Annotated in this window: 24 protein-coding genes; 19 read left to right on the top strand and 5 right to left on the bottom strand. The window is 46.2% G+C overall.

What is annotated here, in order from left to right:
- Nucleotides 1–39: 39 nt before the first annotated feature.
- A complete protein-coding gene (locus MHI12_RS23005; protein WP_405170443.1) occupies nt 40–978 on the bottom strand; it encodes a helix-turn-helix transcriptional regulator in 939 nt (312 codons plus the stop codon).
- Nucleotides 979–1,066: 88 nt separating this feature from the next.
- On the opposite strand from MHI12_RS23005, the gene MHI12_RS23000 reads away from it, so the two are divergent.
- On the top strand, nt 1,067–2,500 hold the full coding sequence (locus MHI12_RS23000; protein WP_076252895.1) for a glycoside hydrolase family 1 protein: 1,434 nt from the start codon (nt 1,067–1,069) through the stop codon (nt 2,498–2,500).
- A 166-nt stretch (nt 2,501–2,666) separates the two neighbouring features.
- On the opposite strand, the gene MHI12_RS22995 is transcribed toward MHI12_RS23000, so the two are convergent.
- Nucleotides 2,667–3,332, bottom strand: coding sequence for a phosphatase PAP2 family protein (locus tag MHI12_RS22995; RefSeq protein ID WP_405173041.1), 666 nt, complete (start codon nt 3,330–3,332; stop codon nt 2,667–2,669).
- A gap of 172 nt (nt 3,333–3,504) precedes the next feature.
- Between MHI12_RS22995 and MHI12_RS22990 the strand changes: the two genes are divergently transcribed.
- Nucleotides 3,505–4,083, top strand: a complete 579-nt coding sequence (locus tag MHI12_RS22990) for a hypothetical protein (protein WP_405170442.1) — start codon at nt 3,505–3,507, stop codon at nt 4,081–4,083.
- A gap of 324 nt (nt 4,084–4,407) precedes the next feature.
- Here MHI12_RS22990 and MHI12_RS22985 read toward each other — a convergent pair whose 3' ends face one another.
- On the bottom strand, nt 4,408–5,193 hold the full coding sequence (locus MHI12_RS22985) for an AraC family transcriptional regulator (protein WP_405170441.1): 786 nt from the start codon (nt 5,191–5,193) through the stop codon (nt 4,408–4,410).
- A 19-nt stretch (nt 5,194–5,212) separates the two neighbouring features.
- The gene (locus tag MHI12_RS22980; RefSeq protein ID WP_036617102.1) at nt 5,213–5,794 is read right to left on the bottom strand and encodes a LysE family translocator; all 582 of its coding nucleotides are present in this window, start codon (nt 5,792–5,794) and stop codon (nt 5,213–5,215) included.
- A 185-nt stretch (nt 5,795–5,979) separates the two neighbouring features.
- Between MHI12_RS22980 and MHI12_RS22975 the strand changes: the two genes are divergently transcribed.
- The 6 genes from MHI12_RS22975 (at nt 5,980) to mmsB (ending at nt 14,379) form a co-directional block, all read left to right on the top strand.
- Nucleotides 5,980–6,987, top strand: a complete 1,008-nt coding sequence (locus MHI12_RS22975; protein WP_340018207.1) for a substrate-binding domain-containing protein — start codon at nt 5,980–5,982, stop codon at nt 6,985–6,987.
- A 91-nt stretch (nt 6,988–7,078) separates the two neighbouring features.
- Nucleotides 7,079–8,947, top strand: coding sequence for a sensor histidine kinase (locus tag MHI12_RS22970; protein ID WP_405173040.1), 1,869 nt, complete (start codon nt 7,079–7,081; stop codon nt 8,945–8,947).
- 8 nt (nt 8,948–8,955) lie between these two features.
- The gene (locus MHI12_RS22965; protein WP_405173039.1) at nt 8,956–10,254 is read left to right on the top strand and encodes a response regulator; all 1,299 of its coding nucleotides are present in this window, start codon (nt 8,956–8,958) and stop codon (nt 10,252–10,254) included.
- Between the two features lie 320 nt (nt 10,255–10,574).
- Nucleotides 10,575–11,660: a multiple monosaccharide ABC transporter substrate-binding protein gene (gene chvE / locus MHI12_RS22960; protein WP_340018206.1), complete on the top strand. Its 1,086-nt coding sequence runs from the start codon at nt 10,575–10,577 to the stop codon at nt 11,658–11,660.
- A gap of 21 nt (nt 11,661–11,681) precedes the next feature.
- Complete coding sequence (gene mmsA / locus MHI12_RS22955; RefSeq protein ID WP_340018205.1) at nt 11,682–13,247, top strand: multiple monosaccharide ABC transporter ATP-binding protein; 1,566 nt, start codon at nt 11,682–11,684, stop codon at nt 13,245–13,247.
- Nucleotides 13,216–14,379, top strand: coding sequence for a multiple monosaccharide ABC transporter permease (mmsB, locus tag MHI12_RS22950; protein WP_340018204.1), 1,164 nt, complete (start codon nt 13,216–13,218; stop codon nt 14,377–14,379). The genes mmsA and mmsB overlap by 32 nt, the downstream gene beginning before the upstream one ends.
- A 69-nt stretch (nt 14,380–14,448) precedes the next feature.
- On the opposite strand, the gene mgtE is transcribed toward mmsB, so the two are convergent.
- Nucleotides 14,449–15,819 (bottom strand): magnesium transporter, encoded by a 1,371-nt coding sequence (gene mgtE, locus MHI12_RS22945; protein ID WP_405170440.1) that lies wholly within the window; start codon nt 15,817–15,819, stop codon nt 14,449–14,451.
- Nucleotides 15,820–16,009: 190 nt separating this feature from the next.
- On the opposite strand from mgtE, the gene MHI12_RS22940 reads away from it, so the two are divergent.
- The 11 genes from MHI12_RS22940 (at nt 16,010) to MHI12_RS22890 (ending at nt 23,745) form a co-directional block, all read left to right on the top strand.
- Nucleotides 16,010–16,714, top strand: coding sequence for a DNA alkylation repair protein (locus MHI12_RS22940; RefSeq protein ID WP_340018203.1), 705 nt, complete (start codon nt 16,010–16,012; stop codon nt 16,712–16,714).
- A 42-nt stretch (nt 16,715–16,756) separates the two neighbouring features.
- Nucleotides 16,757–17,311, top strand: coding sequence for a methylated-DNA--[protein]-cysteine S-methyltransferase (locus MHI12_RS22935; protein WP_340018202.1), 555 nt, complete (start codon nt 16,757–16,759; stop codon nt 17,309–17,311).
- 218 nt (nt 17,312–17,529) lie between these two features.
- Nucleotides 17,530–18,756 (top strand): amidohydrolase, encoded by a 1,227-nt coding sequence (locus MHI12_RS22930; protein ID WP_340020538.1) that lies wholly within the window; start codon nt 17,530–17,532, stop codon nt 18,754–18,756.
- Between the two features lie 128 nt (nt 18,757–18,884).
- Nucleotides 18,885–19,295 (top strand): GNAT family N-acetyltransferase, encoded by a 411-nt coding sequence (locus MHI12_RS22925; protein WP_340018201.1) that lies wholly within the window; start codon nt 18,885–18,887, stop codon nt 19,293–19,295.
- 32 nt (nt 19,296–19,327) lie between these two features.
- Nucleotides 19,328–19,777 (top strand): GNAT family N-acetyltransferase, encoded by a 450-nt coding sequence (locus tag MHI12_RS22920; RefSeq protein WP_340020537.1) that lies wholly within the window; start codon nt 19,328–19,330, stop codon nt 19,775–19,777.
- Between the two features lie 16 nt (nt 19,778–19,793).
- Nucleotides 19,794–20,222 carry a GNAT family N-acetyltransferase gene (locus tag MHI12_RS22915; RefSeq protein WP_076319905.1) on the top strand — a complete coding sequence of 143 codons (429 nt, stop codon included), beginning with the start codon at nt 19,794–19,796 and terminating at the stop codon, nt 20,220–20,222.
- Between the two features lie 41 nt (nt 20,223–20,263).
- Complete coding sequence (locus MHI12_RS22910; protein WP_340018199.1) at nt 20,264–20,965, top strand: DUF1361 domain-containing protein; 702 nt, start codon at nt 20,264–20,266, stop codon at nt 20,963–20,965.
- Nucleotides 20,966–21,004: 39 nt separating this feature from the next.
- Nucleotides 21,005–21,634: a hypothetical protein gene (locus MHI12_RS22905; RefSeq protein ID WP_405170439.1), complete on the top strand. Its 630-nt coding sequence runs from the start codon at nt 21,005–21,007 to the stop codon at nt 21,632–21,634.
- Nucleotides 21,631–21,942: a hypothetical protein gene (locus MHI12_RS22900; RefSeq protein WP_340018197.1), complete on the top strand. Its 312-nt coding sequence runs from the start codon at nt 21,631–21,633 to the stop codon at nt 21,940–21,942. The genes MHI12_RS22905 and MHI12_RS22900 overlap by 4 nt, the downstream gene beginning before the upstream one ends.
- 112 nt (nt 21,943–22,054) lie before the next feature.
- Nucleotides 22,055–22,999 carry a GNAT family N-acetyltransferase gene (locus MHI12_RS22895; RefSeq protein WP_405170438.1) on the top strand — a complete coding sequence of 315 codons (945 nt, stop codon included), beginning with the start codon at nt 22,055–22,057 and terminating at the stop codon, nt 22,997–22,999.
- The gene (locus MHI12_RS22890) at nt 22,996–23,745 is read left to right on the top strand and encodes a metallophosphoesterase family protein (protein ID WP_405170437.1); all 750 of its coding nucleotides are present in this window, start codon (nt 22,996–22,998) and stop codon (nt 23,743–23,745) included. The genes MHI12_RS22895 and MHI12_RS22890 overlap by 4 nt, the downstream gene beginning before the upstream one ends.
- The last annotated feature ends 17 nt before the right edge of the window (nt 23,746–23,762 follow it).

Here is a 23,762-nt window from a genome sequence, read left to right as displayed (position 1 = left end):
AGTCAGCTGTGATCAAAAGTTGTATAGGTCTATATTATATCATTCATTGTTGGGAAGTTTGTTCATGACGTTCTGCAAATGTTCAACGGCTTTGATATGACGTCTGAGCAATTCCTGTCCAACATGAACAGGCTCGATTACGGTCAGCTCGGAACCAAATGACAGCAGGAAGGAGTAGAGCCATTCCCCTACATTCAGTTTGAGAGAAACACGGAGCCTGCCATCAGGCTCTTTTTTAATGAGGGAGGGTTCGAAAAAATCATACACTCGGTATGCAATGTTGCTGGAGAACGAGAGTGTAAGAGGAGTCAGGACAGGAGCTGCCTCTGATTCAGGGTCGTTTGATCCGGCAGTAGGGTGATCGTGTTTTCTCGCCAGAAAAGTCAGCTGGGTAATCCGTTTCATCTTAAATGTCTCGAATTCTCTCCGATCAGGATCATTATGGATATATCCTTTGAAGTACCACGTACTGTTTTTGAATATAAGTTTCTGTGGCTCCACGGTTGGAATGCTCTTCTCACCATCCGAATTAATGTAGTGAAACGTAATTAGTTGATTCGTTAATATAGCCTGTTTCACCTGATTGAACAGTTCTCTCTCTTGCAGGGGGATGCTGCCCCATGGTGAGAAATTGAATTCGATCCAATCCAGCTTGTGATCAAACAGAGCGGTTAACCGTTGCAGCATATGGGCACTGTTAAGATGGGGAATCGCACTGACGCTATAGAGTCCCATCAAAATTTCGTTCTGGTCTTCTTCCGACAACAGGGACTTGTCCATGACATAGTTGTCCATCAGATGGATACCGCCATGCTTGCCGGTCGTCGTATAGACGGGAATGCCCGCAGCGCTCAGCCGGTCGATATCGCGGTACACCGTACGTACAGAAATCTCGAACATACGGGCGAGATCTGGTGCAGTGGCTTTCTTTTTCTCCAATAACAAAAGCAACATTCGAAATAGTCGGTTATTTTCCATGCTCTGATTATACCATGACAATAGGTGTCAGGGTATGGATGGTACACTGGTTACATAGTCTTGTTGAGATATGAAGGAGGAACTGGTCATGACAATGAAAGAAGGATTTTACTGGGGTGGCGCAACGGCTGCCAATCAATTCGAGGGTGGATGGAATCAAGGTGGCAAGGGGCCAAGCACGTCTGACATGATGACAGGGGGAACCCACACGATTCCACGCCGGATTACGCCTGTACTGGAAGAGGGCACGTATTATCCGAGCCATGAAGCGGTTGATTTTTACGGACATTACAAAGAAGATATTGCCATGATGGCAGAGATGGGCTTCAAAATGTTCCGCATGTCCATCAACTGGTCCCGGATCTATCCGAACGGTTACGATCTGGAGCCGAACGAAGAGGGATTGCAGTTCTACGACAATGTTTTTGCCGAGTTGAAAAAATACAATATTGAGCCGCTCGTAACGATCTCCCATTATGAAACGCCATTCGGTCTGACACAGAAGTATAACGGCTGGGCTTCCCGTGAAGTTATCGACTGTTATATCCGTTATTGTACAACTCTCTTCAACCGCTACAAAGATCAAGTGAAATACTGGCTTACGTTCAACGAAATCAACTGTCTGACGATGCCGATGGGTGCTTATATGGCTGCAGGTATTCTGTTTGAAGGCAAAGAAACACTTGTCGACGGAGTGGATGATCCACAGACTCGTTTCCAAGCATTACATCATCAATTCATTGCCAGTGCCAAAGCGGTGAAGCTGGGACATGAGATTAACCCTGATTTCCAGATTGGTTGTATGGTCGCTTTCATGACAACCTATCCAAACACATGTAACCCGGACGACATGTTGCTTGCACAGAAGAAAGACCAAATCTCCAACATGATCTGTGGTGATGTTCAGGTTCGTGGAGCGTATCCTGGATTCGCCAAACGTTTCTTCGCCGAAGAAGGTATCCAGATCGAGATGCAACCGGGAGACGAGCAGACTTTGCGTGAAGGCTGCGTAGACTTCTATTCCTTCAGTTATTATATGTCTTTGGTTGAAAGTGCGGATGAGTCCCTCGAGAGAGCAGAAGGTAATCTGCTGGGTGGTATCAAAAATCCATATCTCGAAGCTTCCGACTGGGGCTGGCAGATCGATCCAAAAGGACTGCGTTACACGCTGAATCATCTGTATGATCGTTATCAGATTCCATTGATGGTGGTTGAGAACGGTCTGGGCGCTGTCGATGTGGTAGAGGAAGACGGCTCCATTCAGGATGACTATCGCATTGATTATCTGAAAGGTCACATTGAACAAATGAAAGAAGCGGTAGCTGACGGCGTAGATCTGATTGCCTACACCATGTGGGGATGTATCGACCTGGTTAGTGCATCCACTGGAGAGATGAAGAAGCGTTATGGCTTCATTCATGTCAACAAGGACAACGACGGTAACGGAGACTTGAGCAGAACACCGAAGAAGAGTTTCCACTGGTACAAAAAAGTCATTGAATCCAATGGTGAAGAGTTATAAATTGGCTTAAAAATAACCAGACCCGCCTGTTCCCTTAAATGGGACAAGCGGTCCATGTAGTCCTGAACGAGTTCAGGACTACTATATATGAATATAAAAAAATACCCGGCTATCCTTCAGTTAAGGAAAGCCGGGTATTTCTTTGTGTAGTTCCATAGCGGGCCGCCTAGGCCAGCCTCCTGCTTTGCAGATGGGACATGCGCTCCAAATGCCGCCGATAAAACCATATGCATGTGGAGAGCCAGCAACCACTCAAGAAGTATCCGCCTACGATATCACTTGGATAATGCACTCCCAAGTAGATACGACTTATACCAATGGTCAGTATAAATACGGCGCTGGCAACAATCATCAGCATACGTCCGGTGACGGTGGGTACATGTTTCCAGATTAGAAAGGCCAGTCCACCGTACAGGCTAAATGCTGCCATGGAATGCCCACTGGGGAAGCTATAGCCGCTCACTTCAATGATCCGGTTAATGGTAGGTCTGGCACGCTGGAATACCAGCTTGAGCAATGCATTTAACAGGGTTGAACCTGCGATCACACAAGCCAGGAAGAGCAGTTCGCGTTTGTGTCGCAGGAAAATGTATAACACAATCATGGCGATGATGGTAATGAAGACCACTGGCATTTCGCTGCCGATCCAGGTAAAAAGGTGCATGAATTGTGTCATACCAGGAGATTCCAATCCCTGAATCCACCCAATCAGCGTATCATCAAATCGATGAATCTGGTTGTCGCTGATGGACAGGGCGATGCTTATAAAAGCGATCATGCATAACGCTGCAACGAGCAGCGGGAAGGAGATATTCTTTTTCCAGTTGTGCATCAAATGTTGAGTTCCTCCGTGATGGTTGATTTCGTATGTTGTGTCCTTGCGTATGTCGGACATAACGATATTTGTATTGTGCTATAATTTTACAATAAATATAGCAGCAATAAAAATATGTAACCTTAACAACGCTTATTCAAGCAGAGAATGTAGGAGGGGAGCGGTCGGAATGAAACGACGTTTGGTGATGTACATGTTGATCTTACTGTTGATTACGTCTGGGTTAGCTCTATTTCCCGGAGAGAAAGTGTATGCTTGCAGTTGTGTCGAGAGTGATGTTCAAGAGAGAATGAAGACCTACGCAGCGGTATTTACGGGAGAAGTGGTGAAGAAGGGACGTTCTCAACAGTCGAAGCATGATGGCTTATTAAGAGAGTATACCTTTGATGTAGATACTGCATGGAAGGGGGTTAATGCCAAAAAGATGAAAATCCTCGTGAGTGACGGTGGGTCTGACTCCTGTGGCATTCAATTTGAAAAGAATCAATCCTACCTGATCTATGCTTATCAATATGAAGTGGATCATAAGCTTCATACGAATCTGTGCAGTCGCAATGTTCCAATTGAACAAGCCGGAGAAGAATTGAAATTGCTGGGTGCGGGCAAGGTTGTAAGTAAAGAAGATTTTGGAGTAGCCAATGATGGTGGTGGGCGAAGTGGGCCTTTCTATCTCATCTTATATGGTGGAGTCATTTTATTGGCAGCGTTGGCAATCGTGTGGATATGGAAACGAAAGAAAAGAATCTGATCAGGTCTAATGTAAATTGAAAGTTGGATTGTATAACATAAGGTTTGTATGATGGAAAAAGAAGCTAATCCCCGTACAGAACGTTAAGAAACATTGACGTTCTATACGGGGATTTTCAGGAGTGGGGTCAAAATTTTATCCATTTGGAGTCGAAATTATCGATCCGGTGGAACTATATAAATTAAATTAAACATTTACACAAAACGGAGAGGACAGAAAGAACCTGAAGAAGCGTAGCATTCGCCTTTATCCCCGGATTTTCCCTTTATAAAAAGGGATCAAAAAAATCTGGGGATAACAGCGAGCAGAAGGTTATTCTGTCATTCAATTTTTATAGTTCAGCTGCAACATGTATTCATAAGCTGTGACACCAAATACCCGTTTGAAATGTCGATTCAGATGGGTCAGATCAACAAATCCGCAATCGGCAACAGCAGTATATACGTCCTTGTGTATTTCGATGGATTGACGGGCACGCTCCACCTTGCAGTTTAAGAAAAACTGGTAGGGGGATATGCCTGCATGTGCCTTGAATTCACGGATAAATTGAAACTTGGACATGCCAAATTCGGAACTTAGGTTGTCCAGCTTGAGCACATCTTCGGTGCTGCAAAACATGATTTCCTTGGCTTTGCGGACCAGGTTGTCCTGAGGTAACCAGAGCTTGGTGTCCATTTCCTTCTGAGCCAGAAGGTGAACCAGATCGAAGACCCGTTCGCTGCACTCGGCTTCGTCCTGTCTGAGTTGAACGGCGTCGTTCAGCATCAGGATCTTACGTGCAAGCTCGGGATCATAGACGATGGGACTTCCAAAACGCAATTCCTTTTTGCCTATAATCTCCTCTACCAATTCCGGCTTCAAATACAGCATCACATAGTCAATGCCAGCCTTATCATAGGAGCTTCCATCATGGGACTGTTCACGGTTAAACAACATGACACCATTTTGGTGAGACGCCTGATATTGTCCGTCCAGGTTGTATTGTTGAATGCCACGCAGGGTTACGCCGACCGCATACTCTTCGTGGCAATGTTTTTTGTATGCAAAATCAGTAAAGCTGGCGGATAGTGCCAGCACGTCTTGCGACTTTTTATAGTTAAACCGTTCCATGCAGCACACCTCCCAAGCTTTAGATTAATCCGGATACTATAATGGCTGAGTATAACAAAAAAAGTGCCATGAGAATACTCAGTAATTTTTGGTGGCGATTCAGCAACGTTCTGAAAACCGTGCCAAAAACAACCCAACTGGAATAGGCCAGAAATCCAATGAAGGTAATTAGCACCACGAACAGAAACGATGAAAATGAACTTTGATAAAAAGGCAATACATAACTTGGAATGACAGTGAAAGTAAACAAGACCACCTTTGGGTTCACAAATTGCATGATGAAACCGTTCCAAAATCCGGTAACTTGTTTCGGTGCATCCTCGGTGGTACCCATCTTGTAGATCTGGTACGCCAGATACACCATGTACAGGCCGCCGACAATCTGCATCACCTTCAGAATTCCGGGTAACACTCCGGCAAGAAGCTGATTAAGAAAAGCTGAAGCGGTAAGCAGCAGACCAAATGCCAACGTAGCTCCCCAGACATAGCGCATTGTTTTTCGTGCGCCAACGATCTGTGTAGAAGAAAGAATTACGATGTTACTGGGGCCTGGGGTAAACGTAACGACGATGCAGTAGATTAAAAAAGATGCAAGATTCATGATGATGCTCTCCTCTGGTTGTAGTCTAGTTCCATGATCATACGTCCAGAGGGAGAAACCATATAGTACATTATTGCAGCAGGAGCTTATTGTTAAAAGATAAGGGGTGGTTTTCTTTTTGAATGATTGCGTTTACAATTTAGACGATGTACATGGTGATCAGACCACTTGAGGAAGTGAACGGAATGAAAAAAATGCTGCTGGTATACATTTTACTAATCTCAGCCTTTGCATTGTATGTGTTGAGATTCGAATACACCAGTCAGGTAAACAGTTCGTGGGAAGACCGGGGGCTGCACGGCGATATCGGAGAGACGTATATCATGATTACATTCCAGTCCGGGCTGGAATATTGGAAAAGCCCGCTCAAAGGTTTCGAGGATGCCGCGGATGCGCTTGGCGTGACCGTAGAATATCGCGGTGCTACCCGGTATGATGCGAAGGAGCAGACCATGGTGATCGAGCAGGCTATCGCTCGTAAACCCGCAGGCATTGCCATATCTGCAATCGATCCGCAATCGTTAGTTCCAGCGATTAACAAGGCAATCGACGCAGATATCCCTGTTGTATTATTTGACGCGGATGCACCTGATAGCCAGGCCTATTCTTTTCTTGGGACAGATAATTACAAGTCGGGTGTAATGGCTGCCGATAAAATGGCTGAATTGCTGGGTCGTGAGGGAGAGGTCGCGGTATTAACTTTACCTGGGCAACAAAATCATGAAGAGAGGACGAAGGGTTTCCGCGATACGATCAAGGAGAGATACCCTTCCATGCAGATCGTTGAAGTTGCAGACGGACACGGTGATGCGATGGTATCCAGAGACGAAACACAGAGAATGATGAAGGAACATCCCGAGCTGGCGGGTATTTTTGTGACTGAAGCCACCGGAGGGGCAGGAGCGGGGGAAGCCGTTCAAACTGCCGGTGACAGACACCCTTTGCAGATTATTTCGTTTGATACAAATAAGGCCACATTGGATATGATCAAAAACGGTACGATCTCGGCTACGATTGCACAGGGAACCTGGAATATGGGATATTGGTCACTCCAATATTTGTTCCATCTGCATCACCAGTTAACGGTTCCGGCCCCATCTTCATCCGGTGAAAATGCACCGCTTCCCGTGATGGTGGACACAGGGATCTCTGTGGTGACGCGCTCAGATGTGGATGATTACTATGCCAAATAACAAGGGAGATTTCAAGAGTCCAAGGCCTTGGAGCAGGAGAGCAATTCTCTCCACTTTCAGGAACGGGATTCGGCGTTTACGCTTGCGTAATATGCCCCTTCGCTACCAGCTGATGCTGCTTTTTCTGTTATTCGCCATTGTACCTTCCGTAGGGCTTGGGTTGCTTGTGAACTGGACGGTGGAACGGGTAGTTGAGCGACAGGTTGAAGGGCATACCATGCAACTGATTGGCAAAGTGAATGAAGCTCTTAACAGCAAGATGGAGAATTTGCAAAACATGACCTATCTGATTGCATTTGACCCGGATATTGATGCTTTTATGAACGACAAAATGCCACCGAATGATGATGCAGGCATCGAACCGATGAACATGGACACCAATGCCGCAACGGAGCAAAATCGGTTATATGGCATCAAACAAACCTTGCAGGGGTTCACAACGTTGTATCCTGAAATCGCCGGGATTGTTCTCGTCAATGAAAGTGGTGACTATATTAGCAACGAGATGTATCCCCGGGCGGAACAGAGCCTGATCCAGGAAAATTGGTACCAAAAAGCTTCGGCCAATCCGGGCATCTTCATGGTATTGGGTCAGCCGAAAGAGCGTAATCTCACGACACATGTACGGTACAAGGATGATGAGATTGTATCGGTTGCACGTTCCATAACGGACGAAGCGTCAGGGCGTGTGCGAGGCGTTATTATGATTGATCTTAAACTAAGGTCCGTCTCTCAGGCTGCCCGTAATGTAACCTTGGGGAAATCCGGTTATGTGATGGTGACGGATGCAGAGGGTCAAAGTGTATACAAGCCGGAGCATCCGCTAATAGAACACATTCCCACAGCCTGGTTCCCCTCCGGTGAGAGTGGAACATTTACCGCCGATACAGAAGGTGGAACGTTATTATTCATGTATCAGTCGTCTACCTTTACGGGTTGGAGAACGGTAGGGGTATTTCCCACAAGAGATTCGATATCCGAAGTACGCCAAATCCAGTTTTACGTGGTTAGCTTTGTATTTGTGGTGTGTTTGTTTGGCCTGAGCGCCTCTTTATGGTTCTCCCGTTCCATCGCTCAGCCGATTTTCCGGCTCATGTCCTACATGCGCAGGGCGGAGACCGGCAATCTCAGACCAGGCCGCTGGAGCGATCGCGCTGACGAGATTGGCATGCTTGGCAACAGTTACAACCGAATGCTGGCACAGATTCGACAACTGATATCACTAAATGAATTGCGGGAGCGGCAGAAGCGCGACGCTGAAATGCGAAGTTTGCAGGAGCATATCAAACCACACTTTTTGTACAATACCTTGGATACGATTCATTGGATGGCACGCAAAGAGGGGGCAGAAGATGTGTCCGGCATGGTTGGTGCGTTATCTCGATTATTTCGCATAGGGCTTAGTAAAGGACAGGATTACATTCCGCTGCACTCCGAGATTGAGCATATGACCAGCTATATGCAAATTCAGCAGACACGATACCGCGATCGTCTTCAATATACATTGAATATTCCAGAGGAACTGCGGGATCTTTTTGTGTTAAAGCTGCTGCTTCAGCCCCTAATAGAGAATGCAATCTATCATGGAATCAAGGGCAGGCGTGGGCCGGGACACATTCGGGTGGAGGCCAGATTGGAGCATAACAGACTGCTGCTGACCGTTCAGGATAATGGAGCAGGAATGTCCAACGAACGGCTTGCCGAGATGCAGCAACTGCTCGAAGCACCTTTGGCAAGTTTGGAAGCGTCTTCGCCTGAGATAACAGGCAAAAGTTATGGAATGTTGAACGTGCAGGCCCGTCTCCGGCTGTCCTTTGGCCATGAGTACGGTATTGTGCTGGAGAGCCAGGAAGGGGAAGGAACTCGTGTGACCATTATTCATCCGTTGATGCGAGAGCTCCCACCAATCCAGCAAATCAATAACGAAGAGAGGCAGGAGAATGAATGGGAAAATTCATGAAATCGGCCGTGACAACTTCCATTGAAACAGATGAGACATCCGCATCGACCACAGTAATGGAGATTACGCCGGATAGCCATGTGGCGAAGAAATACCGCGTGCTCATCGCGGATGATGAACCGATCATTCGTGAGGGGATTCGGGATGCCATTGACTGGACAACTCTCGGGATGGAGGTTGTTGGTGAAGCGGAAGATGGCGAGGAAGCGCTGGAACGGGCGGCTGATTTGGGTGTGGATATTGTTCTTGTTGATATGAATATGCCATTCCTGAACGGAATCGAACTAATCCGTGCCCTTCAGCAGAAGTGCCCGGGCTGTCGTTACCTGATCATCTCGGGACATGATGAATTTGCATATGCGCAGGAGGCGGTTCGTCTTGGCGTAGAGGATTACATCTTAAAACCTGTGCAAGCAGAACAATTATATGCTGCACTTGAGCGATTGCATCAGCGACTTACTGAAGAGCACCAGAGGACGGCATATGTACAACAGGCAGCTCATCAGATTGAACGTAATATCCCGTTGCTTCGCCAGCGATTTATGCTGGAGTGGCTGGAGGGGCAGGCTGAAAGTAGGGATCTGACGGAGCAGCTTTTGTTTTTGCGGCTGCCCCCCGTCCCACCTGTGCAGATTGGGGTCGTACGCTGGCCTGCCGCTGAAGCTCGTCAGACGATACTGAGAGAAAATGATCGTCAGTTGTTTCTGTATGCAGTGGAAAATATAATTAGTGAACTGCTGGGGGACGTGCCACATGTCCTGTTTCGGGACGTAAGCGGGTTGATCGGCATATGTCTGTGGCAGGAAGTCCCTGAAGAAATAGAGTCCCTTCTGGAACAGCAGATCAGTTCTTGCCTGAATATTGCCATTCATGCTCATATGGAGACACATGCAGGGACACTGGAAGAAACGCCAGATACGTACCGTCATTGCCGGGAACGGGTATACGGGGAAGTGCAGTTGTCGCCTCTGGTTCGCCGGGCAAGACAACTTATTCACGAAGAATATGCCGAGCGGGAACTGACCCTGGAATCGCTCGCTTCCCGTCTACAAGTATCTGCCGTATATCTTAGCCGTGTGCTGAAGAAAGAGCTGAATGATTCCTTTGTCACGCTTGTCACGCATGCTCGCATTCGCAAGGCTATACAGTTATTAGACTCAACAACACTGCCGATCCACACCATAGCTGAGCGTGTAGGTTATGATACCCAGCATTATTTCAGCACTGCATTTAAGAAAACAATGGGCATTTCGCCAGTGCAGTATCGAAAGAACGGGGGGACGGCTTATCATCCTTCTGCGAATTAAATATCGTATTACAGTGGTTCATTCAGACGTGTGATAAATGAGATGGATGTGTTCTACTTCGTGTGAAGCGAAGTGGAGCATGTCCTTTTTTTTTTGACTCTGGAATGGTATCTCATGGATCACACTTGTACTTTAAGCGTTTCCATCAAAAGTTAAATTTTTATAAAAAAGGTTCAAAACGTGCAAAGACCTTGCGGCATCTCGAATGCTACCATTAGTCTCAGACAGGAACAGCAAGCAACAGGATGCACTACATGTATTGTAAGCGTTATCTTATAACTCATTCAGAACCGTATGACGTGAGGAAAGGGGAACTTCATATGAAAAAAGGAGCAATGCTCATCTGGCTTCTGGTGATGACCTTGATGCTCTCGGCCTGCAATCTGGCAGAGAGTGGCCCAGGCAGCAAAGAAAAGGGATATGTCGGTATATCGATGCCAACCAAATCATCAGAACGATGGGTGGGAGACGGGGAGAACATGGTCCGTCTGTTTCAGGAGCAGGGGTACAAAACCGATCTTCAGTACGCTGAAGATGTGGTCGAGAATCAGATTTCACAGATTGAAAACATGATCACCAAAGGTGTGGATGTGATGGTGATTGCGTCCGTGGATGGCAACACGCTGACGGATGTGATCAAGAAAGCGCATGACGAAGGGATACAAGTGATCTCGTATGATCGGCTCATTCGCAATACGCCATATCTAACCTATTACGCCACGTTCGACAATTTTAAGGTGGGTGTGCTTCAAGCCTCCTACATCGAACAAAAACTTGGACTCAAGGATGGAAAAGGACCGTATAACATTGAGCTGTTTGGTGGCTCTCCTGATGATAATAACGCCTATTTCTTCTTCGACGGTGCGATGTCTGTGCTGAAGCCGTACATCGATTCCGGCAAACTGGTGGTACGCAGCAAGCAGATGACGATGTCCCAGATTGCAACCTTGCGCTGGGACGGAGCACTGGCCCAGTCACGGATGGATAACCTGCTGAGTGCCTATTACTCGGGTGATCATCTGGATGCAGTATTATCTCCTTATGATGGAATCAGTATTGGTATCATCTCATCCTTGAAAGGGATTGGTTACGGTACTTCGAACAAGCCGCTGCCCGTTATTACAGGACAGGATGCAGAACTTGCCTCAATCAAGTCCATTGTGGCCGGGGAACAGACGCAGACGGTGTTCAAGGATACACGGAAGCTAGCGGAGAAGACGGTAGAGATGGCCAATAGTATTTTGCAAGGAAAACAGGCGGAAGTTAATGATAAAACATCATATAACAACGGAATTGAGGTTGTTCCGGCGTATCTCTTGGATCCCATCTCGGTGGACCGTACAAATGTGGAGCAGGATATCGTTGGTACACAGTATTACACAAAGGAAGAAATCGGACTGAAATAATAAATGAAAGGAGCACATCCCATGGCCGGAATCATTCTGGAAATGAAAAACATCACCAAAACCTTTCCTGGCGTCAAAGCGCTGGAAGATGTCAATCTGAAAGTCCGTGAAGGCGAAATTCATTCCATATGTGGTGAAAATGGCGCAGGTAAATCTACGTTGATGAAGGTACTGAGTGGTGTATATCCACATGGCACGTATGAAGGCGACATTTTATTTCAGGGCAAAAATTGTGAATTCAAGGATATTAAGCAGAGCGAGGATCTGGGGATCGTCATTATCCATCAGGAGTTGGCCCTGATTCCCTACCTTTCAATCGCGGAAAATATATATCTGGGCAATGAGCGTGCCAGCAGAGGAATTGTTAACTGGAAGGAAACTTTTGTAGGTACACGGGAACTGCTCTCGAAGGTGGGACTGAGCGAAAATCCAAACACGCTGGTATCCAGCATCGGGGTAGGCAAGCAGCAACTGGTCGAAATTGCGAAAGCGCTCTCCAAAAAGGTGCGGCTGCTTATTCTGGATGAGCCAACCGCTGCGCTGAACGAGGACGACAGTGAAAATCTGCTGCAATTGATGCTGGAATTCAAGAAACAGGGCATCGCCTGTATTCTGATCTCACACAAGCTGAATGAGGTATCCAAGGTATCCGATTCGGTGACCATTTTACGAGATGGCAAGACAATTGAGACGTTGGATATGAAGAAGGAAAAAGTGTCGGAGGATCGGATTATTAGCGGAATGGTAGGACGTGATCTCACCAGTCGTTATCCGGAGCGTCATGCCACCATAGGTGAAGTTATCCTTGAGGTGAAGGACTGGACGGTATATCACGAACATCATGCCGAGCGGAAAGTACTGGATCAGATCCATATGAATATCAGACGTGGGGAGATTGTAGGCATTGCCGGGCTGATGGGCGCTGGGCGTACCGAGCTTGCGATGAGTATCTTTGGCAAATCCTATGGCCGAAATATTTCGGGGCAACTCATCAAGAATGGTAAACCGATCCACAACAATACCGTCACCGAGGCCATTCAGAATGGGTTTGCTTATGTGACAGAAGACCGCAAGGAATACGGACTCATTCTGATGGATGACATCAAGCGTAATATTTCCTTAACGGGTCTGAGCAAGCTGACGCGAAACGCGGTAGTGAATGAGCGTGAAGAAGTACTGGTGGCGGAAAAGATGAAGAAAAGCATGAACATCAAAGCACCAAGTATTTTGCAGAAGACCGGTAATCTGAGTGGAGGCAACCAGCAAAAAGTGGTGCTCAGCAAATGGATTTTTGCCGGACCGGATATTCTTATCCTGGATGAACCTACCCGCGGTATTGATGTGGGAGCGAAATTCGAAATCTATACGATTATTCATCGGCTTGCTGCTGAAGGCAAGGGTGTACTGGTAATCTCATCCGAGCTTCCGGAGGTTCTTGGCCTGTGTGACCGGATCTATGTGATGAATGCCGGGCGAATCACCGGTGAAGTCAGCCGGGAGCAAGCATCGCAGGAAACGTTGATGAGATATATGACCAAGTCTGGAGGCGGCAAGCATGGAAACGATAACAAAGCTGTTCAAAAATAATATCCGTCAATACGGCATGATTATTGCCTTGGTAGTGATTATGCTTTTATTCGAGGTACTTACAGGCGGGCTGTTGCTCAAGCCGATTAATATTACAAATTTGATTTTGCAGAACAGTTACATTTTGGTGCTGGCGATCGGAATGGTGCTGGTCATCATTACAGGGCATATTGACCTGTCTGTTGGTTCCATTGCAGCCTTTGTTGGTGCCGTTGCTGCGATTATGATGGTTGATTGGCAGCTTCCAGCTTGGCTTGCGGTCATCGCTTCCTTGCTGGTTGGGGCTTTGATCGGTGCATGGCAAGGCTTCTGGATCGCCTATGTACGAATTCCGGCATTTATCGTGACGCTGGCAGGTATGCTGCTGTTCCGCGGCTTAACGATGATTGTCCTGGAGGGGCAATCAATTTCTCCTTTCCCGGGTGGATTCCAGAAAATAAGCTCTGGCTTCCTGGCGGACATTCAATTCTCAGGTTTCGGTCTGGTATCTATCATTGTGGGTCTTGTGCTCACCATCTGGTACATTGTCAATGAACTGCGGGAACGCCGTTCCCAGCGAAAATATGGATTTGAGGTCGTGTCACAGGGACTGTTTTTGCTCAAGTTGATTGTGGTGGCTGTTGTGACAAATCTGTTTACGTTTGTACTCGCAAGTTATGCAGGTATTCCGAATATCCTGGTTCTGCTGTTTGTCCTGATCGTTGTGTACTCCTTCGTAATGAATCGTACTGTCATGGGACGGCATGTGTATGCGCTTGGAGGTAATGAGAAGGCCGCAGGTCTGTCTGGGGTCAAAACAAAAAAGGTAACCTTCTGGGTTTTCGTGAACATGGGTACACTTGCTGCGGTATCCGGGTTGATCTTCGCCGCACGTCTGAATGCAGCTACGCCAAGAGCGGGTACCAACTTCGAGCTGGATGCCATCGCGGCCTGCTTCATCGGTGGTGCTTCCGCTTCAGGGGGCATAGGTACGGTATTTGGTGCCATCATCGGTGGTTTGGTTATGGGTGTGTTGAATAACGGGATGTCCCTGATTGGTCTCGGTATTGACTGGCAACAGGGAATTAAGGGATTGGTACTGCTGCTCGCTGTAGCGTTTGATATCTATAATAAAAATAAAAGATCAGCGTAACACTTGGTAAAATGAAAAAACAGACCTTGATCTCAGGATCAGGTCTGTTTTGCTGTATGCCCAACTTATTTACATCAAGGCATCGAGGAAACGTGTGGCGATTCCAAAATAGATAAACAGGGACAAGATATCATTCAATGTGGTGATTAACGGGCCAGAGGCAACAGCCGGGTCGACTTTGAAACGACTAAGTAAAAGCGGGATGCATGTACCGGTCAGTGTACCAATGACCAGAGTGAGGAACAGAGATACCCCAATAATGGCGCCGAGTAACCAGTCCCCTTGCCAGAAATAAGCGATGACAGTGATCAGCAATCCACATACCAAGCCAATCATTATTCCTACCTTGATCTCTCGAACAATCAGTGCGAGTACGGTGGCTTTGTCGAGTTTGCGTCCGATCAGTCCGCGTACCACAACAGCCAGAGACTGCGTTCCTGTGTTACCGGTCATACCTGCAATCATCGGCATGAAAAATGCCAATGCCACAACCTGATTGAGTGTATCCTCAAAGAAATCCACAATACTTCCTGAGATTAGACCAATCAGCAGCAATAGAATGAGCCAGGGAAGTCTGCGTCTGACGGCAACAAGTGGTTTGGTATCAAAGTCGATATCCTTGCTGCCGCCCCCCATCTTGGCCAAATCTTCACTGGCTTCATCCATAATAATATCGATGACATCATCCATCTGAATAATACCGCATAACCTGTGATTTTCATCCACCACCGGAAGTGCAATAAACTCATAACGCTGCAGAAGCTGTGCTGCTTCTTCCTGGTCCATATCTACCGTTGCATGGATCACCCGCCGGGTCATCAGTTCTTCAACCTGGGTCTTATCGTCAGCCAAGGCAAGGGATCGATAACTCACGACACCGACCAGTTTGCCTTCATTATCGGTTACATAGAGATAACTGGAGGCTGAGATATGCATGGTACCTTGCGATTGTCGTAAGGCTTCCTTGGCTGTCTCATGAGCGAGCAGGGTCCGATATTGATCTGTCATGATGCGTCCTGCCGTTTCCGGCGGGTAATTAAGCACGGATCGGATAATGGCAGAGTGATCCAGATTCATATTGGAGAGCAATTCTTCTCTGCGTTTGGCAGGCAAATCGTGCATGAACCGAATCAGATCACTTTTGTCCATCTGCTGCATGACTTCAAGTGTTCGTTCCGGCCCAAGTCGTTCAAACAGTTGAATCTGTTCGTGCAGCTTTAAGGTCTCGGCGAGATCCGCCAGAGCATCGGGTTTGAACAGGAGCAGAAACCGATTGGTTTCTTCTTCAGGGAACTTTTTATATACAAGTGAGAGGTCGTAGGGATGCAGTTCTTTCACCAATTTATAGAAATCGGGAAGGTTCCGAGATTGTACATGTTGCACGAGTTGTTCGGTGATCTCCTCCACGGAGAAATCTTTTTTGGTATGAGGTCCGTTCATATCGACACTCCTTTCTATTCGGTCAGCTTCATATTTTTAAACGAAATGGGTTGGCGGTTAAACAAATGGAGAAAAATGAGATTACCCAAAATGATATTGTAATCTTGCTCAAACATTCGATATGGGCTTACAAACAGCCGCTGCAAGGATATACTTGTTGTACAGCAACAAACGAGGAGGACATGCGCTAGTGGAAGCAGATATCAGAACACAATTGCTCAGCATGGTTGAACCGGAGTATCAGAAATTCTCGGCTGCACTTATTCCCAACATCACGAATGTACTAGGTGTAAGGTTGCCAGCCTTACGAAAAATTGCCAAGCACCTTGCCGCCGGGGACTGGCGCACGTATCTGGAAACGGCAGAGGATGAATATTTTGAAGAAGTGATGTTGCAAGCGATGGTCATTGGACATGTACAGGCTGATCTGGACGAACTGTTAAAGGCTATTGAAACATTTGTACCGAAGATTGACAACTGGTCGGTGTGTGACAGCTTCTGTGCGGGACTGAAATATACGAAGGTCCATTCGGAGCCTATGTGGGCGTTCTTGCAGCCGTATCTGAGATCAGATCAGGAATATGAAATCCGGTTTGGTGTGGTAATGCTGTTGAATTTTTATCTGAATGAGCGATATATCGATCAGGTTCTATCTGCATTGGATCAGATTAGGTACGAGGCGTATTATGTGAAAATGGCAGTGGCTTGGGCCATCTCAATGGCTTATGTGAAACAACCTGAGGTGACCATGCGTTATCTAAAGCATAATACCTTGGACGATTTTACGTATAATAAGGCACTTCAGAAAATCACGGAATCTTATCGCGTGGATCCGGAGAGCAAGCAGATGATCCGTAGTATGAAACGTAAGGTGAAGAAGCAGGTTACCACCTAGTCCTAGCATTAAGCATTCCACCGGGGAGAGGGCGATAAACGAATGAGAAAAAAGTTGATGTACACCACGATGCAGTTGGACGGTCGTCCATGGGTTCTGCTCGCTACGGAACAGGGATTGTGCCGAGTGGTTATGCCCAACGAAACACTGGAAGATTGGAACGGCTGGATACAGAAAGTTGCACCTGGCGTGGAACTGGAAGAGAACGAGCATGCTCTGAAACAAACAGGCATGATGGACTGGCTGCAGTCCTATTTTGCAGGAGAACCGATGGCTTATACTGATGCAATCCCACTGGACTTGATGGGAACGAACTTTCAACAGGAGGTATGGAGAGAGCTAGGGCGTGTGCCTTACGGTGAAATTCGGACCTATGGTGACATTGCCGCTGCGATTGGAAGACCATCGGCTGTGCGAGCAGTTGGTGCTGCAAATGGGGCCAATCCAATTCCGGTTCTGCTACCATGCCACCGCATTATTGGGGCTAATCGCAAGCTGACTGGGTTCCGTGGAGGCCTGGAGATGAAGCGCAGACTGCTGGATATCGAACAGATTGAAGGCGTGACCGATGGAGGGCATGAGCGGTTTAATTTCTAATGGAAGAGGGAACATAGAAGATTAAGATGATTGCACAGGGCAGGCACGTATTGTGTCTGTTTTTTTGTATGTATTAAGGTAGCGTAATACAAACGTTCCGCATATGGAACACCAACGTTTTACGTATTTTTGCCCTGTGAAACCGTATGGTACCATGGATCATAGATCAATCGGAATCCGGAAGACGTAATGCCGGGTAAGAAAAGAGGGATGACATGATGAAACAGGCTTATTGGTTAACAAACGTGATTGTGGAGCGGGGGTATGTTCGGGAGGGGGAACAGGTGACGGGGACACGGACAAGCCCCGCTCATCTGCGGATTAAAGATGGAGTGATCGCGGAGATTGTGGAAGGAAACAACCCTCTGTCTAGCGATCTACCACAAGTAGATAGCAAGGGACTTCTGCTGTTGCCTTCGTTCGAGGAGGCACATATTCATCTGGATAAAACCTACTACGATGGGCCGTGGACAGCTGTTAAGCGTATCTCCAGTATTTTCGAACGTATTGAAGAAGAAAAGGTTTTGTTGCCCAAGCTGCTACCAGATGCCCAGCGTCAAGCGGAGAGTATTCTGACCTTGATTCAGGGGTACGGCTCCACTCATGTACGTAGTCATTGCAATATTGAACCCGTCAGTGGTTTGAAAAGACTGGAAGCGACGCGGCAGGCTCTGGAATCATTTTCGGGTAAAATCTCTTCGGAGATCGTGGCTTTCCCGCAGCATGGACTGCTTCGCTCCCATTCAGTGGAGCTTATGGGCCAAGCGATGAAGGAAGGTGCAACGCATGTGGGCGGACTTGATCCTCATACGGTGGACGAACAGATCGAGAAATCACTGAACGCCATGGTTGAACTGGCTGTTCAGCACCAGGCGGGCATTGATATACATCTGCATGATGGCGGGCAGGCTGGCAAACAAACGCTGCTGGAACTCGCAAATCTGACAGAAGCAGCAGGGCTTCAGGGTAAAGTTACGGTAAGTCATGCGTTCTGGTTCGCCCGCGCAGAGCAGCAGGAAGCAGAAGACATGGCGCAGCGAATGGTCTCGCTTGGGATGAGCATTGCTTCCACGGTGCCTATTGGCAGAACGATGATGCCTCTTCCCATGCTCCACCGTATGGGTGTGAACGTGAAGCTGGCCACAGACAGCCTGACGGATCATTGGTCTCCTTTTGGCAATGGGGATATGCTTGAGAAAGCGGGACGATTCGCAGAACTGTACGGATATAGTGACGAACTGTCCTTGTCTCAATCTTTGGCATGGGTAACAGGCGGGATTACACCGCTGGATTCACAAGGGGAACAAGTCTGGCCGAAGGTAGGCGACACCGCGAGTTTTGTATTGGTGCATGCGAGTTGTTCGGCGGAAGCCGTTGCGCGGCGATCTGGGCGGCAGGCCGTATGGTACAAGGGGCAATTGGTCAGCGGATCGACAACAGATTGAGGAAAATAGAGCGGGTGCAGCCACGGGAAACCGTGGTTTTTTGGCATGGGAGAAAAAGAGGAAAGAACTGTTCGCATATACCACATTTTGGGTTATGATGGACGTAGTTAATGAAGGGAGTATTACAAATGAAGATTGAATACGCAACGGAAGCTGACTACGACTACATCATTGAAAGAGATCGACATATCCATCAGCCACTTGTGAAAACGAAGATTAGTGAGAAAGAAATATTCATCCTATGGGACGAGGACGAGGGATCAAGAGTTGGATGGATGAGGTACGGTTACTTTTGGGACAATCTTCCCTTCATGAATATGATCTGGATTGATGAACCCTATCGAAACGGCGGATATGGCAAAAAAGTGGTGCATCACTGGGAAAATTTAATGAAGCAACAAGGCTTCGATATGGTGATGACTTCAACGCAATCAGACGAACATGCCCAACATTTCTATCGAAAGCTGGGGTATGTTGATGCAGGGGCTCTGTTGCTGGATACACAACCTTTGGAGATTATATTAATCAAGAAAATTTAGTAAGTAAGCTGCAAGGAGAGAGGATTGTGGGTATGGAGCAAGTGACGTTACAACCTATAACCAAAGAAAATGAACTTGAGTGCATCCACCTTAAACCACGGGAAGATCAGCTGGATTTGGTAGCTAGCAATGCGGATTCATTGATTCATGCGACGAAGGAGATTACGTCCAAACCATACGGCATTTTGGCAGAGGATCAGATGGTTGGTTTTATTTTATTTGATAACGAGATATACAATGACGGGTATTACTGGATTCTGCGCTTCATGATTGACGAGAAGTACCAGGGGAAGGGTTACGGCAAACTTGCCATTCAAGAAGTGGTTTGTATGTTGCAAGAGAGAAGTGACTGCCAGCAGATCAGGGTATCCCATGTTCCACATAACATTGCGGCAAATGCGCTGTACAAACGTTGCGGATTTCAGGACACGGGTGAATTCGAGGACAACGGTGATATCATTTTAAGTTATCAAGTGAGGTAACAGGGGGGGAAGCTTGATGATAAGAGAGGCAGAAGCTAGAGATGCAGCGGTTATTGAAAGGCTGTATACAGAATTATTGCCAAACAACTTAAACACGAAGGTACTGGCAGAACGGATTGAAGAGGTTCGGAATAATCCAAACAGTTTCTTGTTTGTGTATGAAATGGGTGATCAGGTAATTGGCACGGCTCATTTACATATTTGTCTGGATGCTTTGGTGGAAAATAGACCATTTGGCGTAGTTGAACGGGTTATCATTACGGAACATGTGCAGAGCAAGGGATATGGGTCTGAATTGATGAAACATATAGAGCATGTATGTGTGCAGAAAAATTGTATGAAGGTGTTTCTAACCAGCGGATCCTCCAGAAACGAAGCACATCACTTTTATACGAAATTGGGGTACAACGGAGAATCCAGCAAGGCATTTAAAAAGTATTTATAACTTATAACATTCATCAAGGAAAAGGAAGTAGAAGCAAAGAAATGAAAGATAACAAACATCCAGTTCAAGATCTCCGACTCATCGTTACCTTGCTCGTGGCTACTTTATGTTGTCTAGGTATTGTGATGTATTTACGTGCCCAATCAGATACAAATATGTATCGATTTTTAAGTTGGGATATGTTCCTGGCATGGGTACCATTTATCATCTCATCCTGCATTAGATACATATTCAATAAGAAATTAACCACAACGAGCATGATATGTATGGGGCTGATGTGTGGAGTCTGGCTCTTTTTTCTGCCCAATGCGGCCTACCTTTTTACGGAGATTCTGCATTCATTCAGATATTTTGATGCTCAAGGGGAAGTTAGATTTTGGGTTAATATTGATTTTTGGTATGGACTCACCCTGACGTTTGCCGTAGCGATCATCGGATTGCTGCTCTCGACTTGTTCAATCATTCAAATCCATGGCATGTTAAGCAAATTAATAAATAAGTACATTAGCATGATGGTTGTCGGTGTTATTTTGCTATTGAGCAGTATAGGGGTTTACATTGGGAGATTTAATCGGTGGAATTCGTGGGATGTATTATCCCGACCTGGGAAGATCTTCGTGGATCTTGTGAATGATTTTAATGCAGCGAACAGCATAATGGTTGAGTTTGTTGCCATTGTATTTACGGTTCAACTTTTTGGCTACGTTATCGTATCTTTGCTAACCGCAAGGTCGGGTAACTAATTATTCCATTTGAAAGGGTGAAGGAGGCAATATCACACGATGGGTAATCTTAATTTTATCGATAAACTTCCTCACATTAGTGAATGCAAACAGATTCTAAAGGCAGCAGCTATGCTGGATGCCATTTTGATGCCGGAATGGGAGTACAGGTATTACTCGTATAATTCCCAGTGGGACACGAATGAGCAAATGGCATCGATGAGAGATGGGCAAGGAGATCATTATTTTGCAATATTCAGTCCGAATGGGCTGATTATTAAAGGCTTTGATAAAGAGTATACACTTCAGCATAAGGTTGATAGGAGTGAGGTGGTAAAAAGCGTTCCAGAAGCATTTAATACTTTTGTGGTAGAGCCGGCATTTGTAATGGATCAGACGACGTTCTGTATCTGTAGTGTGGCGGATCAGGAAGGGTGGTCTGCGGGCACGGAGCTTGGGGATCATGAATACGAACTGTTAGAGATTTTGGTAGGCGGCGCGAAATATTATCATGCTTGGGCACAGGATTACTACGAGATAGCGTTGGATATCAAACTGGTTGAACAGGTATTTGATATGAAGCCGATCGATGAGGTCTTACTACAGCAATTAAATGATGAACTGAAATTAAGTGATATCGAAGGTGAAATTGCAGAAATTGGATACCCGGATAAGGATATGAAGGTATGAAATCAATAACACAGGAAATTACGGAAGAATTGTTGGCTGTGATGGATATGTACCAGAGAATCGCGGGGCAATTAATCGACCAATTGATATTGGAAACCGATCAGCCTGATCGGACGGCAATTCTCGAAGGGGCGTACCATTTGCTGTCCAATGCGGATGTAATCCATGGAGAAGAAGAATTAACGGGAAACTGGTATTTTGATGTTCACGGCGAGCATTGTATGTTCAAGAATACAGAAACAGGGCAGACATTAGAGGTTTTCCTTGGTAGTCTTCGTATTTCGAGAATCCGTTTAAGGACATGTTAGATTTCTTCGAACGTATGGAGGCACAACATGTGTTAATTCATGTTCACGGGGTGGCGTATAGAAAGGTTCTTTAATTGCTGTACATGTAATTAGAATTGAGGAGGAATGACGTATGAGTTTAACGGAATGGTCTACAGATATTCTTCAATATGATCTGTCGGATGAATATTCGATTCGCAAAGCTGACTTTGCCGATTGGGGATTATATTGCACGGTTTATTATGATATGCGTTATGTCGGATTTTTCAGGGAAGAAGAGTTCAGTTCTTCCAAGATCAGTGCGTACTGGATTTACAAAGGGGAAAGCAAAATAGGTGGCGTGAGAATGGAGCCTAACCAGATGTATCATTTGTTTTTTATCCCGCCATTCCAGCAGTGCTTTGAGGTATTGAAGCTCCTGAAGCATAAATTATTACAGTGGTCGGATCGCACCAAACGTATTCTGACCTTTGAGATTCTTCCAGACCAAGTCGATCTATATGCAAGAGCTGGATTCTGGCCAGTGGAGTTCAGGTGTCGCTGGATGCAACGACCTACAGATCATTTTGAGATCGAATGGGACAGCAGGGTAACCGTGAAGAGTCCAGAGATTATTGAAAGTGAAACCGGCACCAAAAAATATGTGAATGAAGATGAAATTGCTCAATGTGACCTGGAGAGTTTTGCAGGAAGTCTTGAAGCTACACGAAGAAAACATACCACGCTTGCAGATTTTATACCAAGTGATGATCCTAATTATACCAATGAGATTCTAACTCAAGCTTCCACCCTAGTATACGACAAGGAAACGGGACAGCTTATTGCAAATTGTCGCTTGTGCTTGCAAGATAATCAGGCTGCTGTGTATAGCATAGGTGTTCGTCCGGCATATAGAGGAAGAGGGCTTGCTACACTGATGTTACAGAGAGCATTAAATGAACTTAAAGGTAAGTATCCCGTTCTACGATTGTATGTGATGCAAGGAAATGATGCGGAGTCCGTGTATCTGAATCTGGGCTTTATTCCGGGTGTGCAGGAGATTCAGACAATGTATATTCCTGAGGAGGAATCACAATGAAGGTTGCCATCTTAACCGATATTCATGGGAATTTTCCTGCGCTGCAAGCGGTATTGGCTGATATCGATTCCAGAGGGGGAGTTGAGCATACATTTTGTTTGGGGGATATGATTGGCATTGGCCCTTACTCCAATGAAGTGATTGAGATGCTGTACAATCGTGAAAATATGATAGCGATTTCAGGGAATCACGAAGAGGCCGTATTGAGTTTGCTCCAAAATAAGGGGCCATTAGAAGGGCATAAAGGCATAGCCGAGCACCACGAATGGATTGGTCAACATCTAAGTGCAGAATCGATCAAGAAAATACAAGCTCTGCCGAAATTCGTTGAAAAAGAGGTAGAAGGACATCGGTTTCTTTTGACTCACTATCATATGAGCAACGACAAGTTGGATGTCATCGACAAAGAAACATCCGGAACCAAATTAGACGCGAAGTATCAGGGGACGGCCCATGATTTGGTTTGTTTTGGTCATCATCATATTCTTCATTATTATAGGACAGATCAAAGAGTATATATGAATCCGGGAGCTTTAGGCTGTAACGATCTTGCCATTGCCAGATACGGCATCGTGGATCTCCTAGAGGGCAAAGTGGACGTGAAATTCATTGGAGTACCATATGACAACAGGCAGTATCTGAAATCGTATGAACGGTTGAACGTTCCGGATCGGGCTTTTCTTTTGAAGGCATTCCATGGCAATCAGTTGGAGAGAGAGGATATAGACGATAGTAAACGTTCGTAGCAATTGCTACTTTGGAA

The sequence above is a fragment of the Paenibacillus sp. FSL H8-0280 genome, from assembly GCF_045040665.1.
GTDB lineage: Bacteria > Bacillota > Bacilli > Paenibacillales > Paenibacillaceae > Paenibacillus > Paenibacillus xylanexedens_A.
Note: the sequence above shows the minus strand (reverse complement) of the source record. Positions and strands in the feature narration are given on the sequence as shown.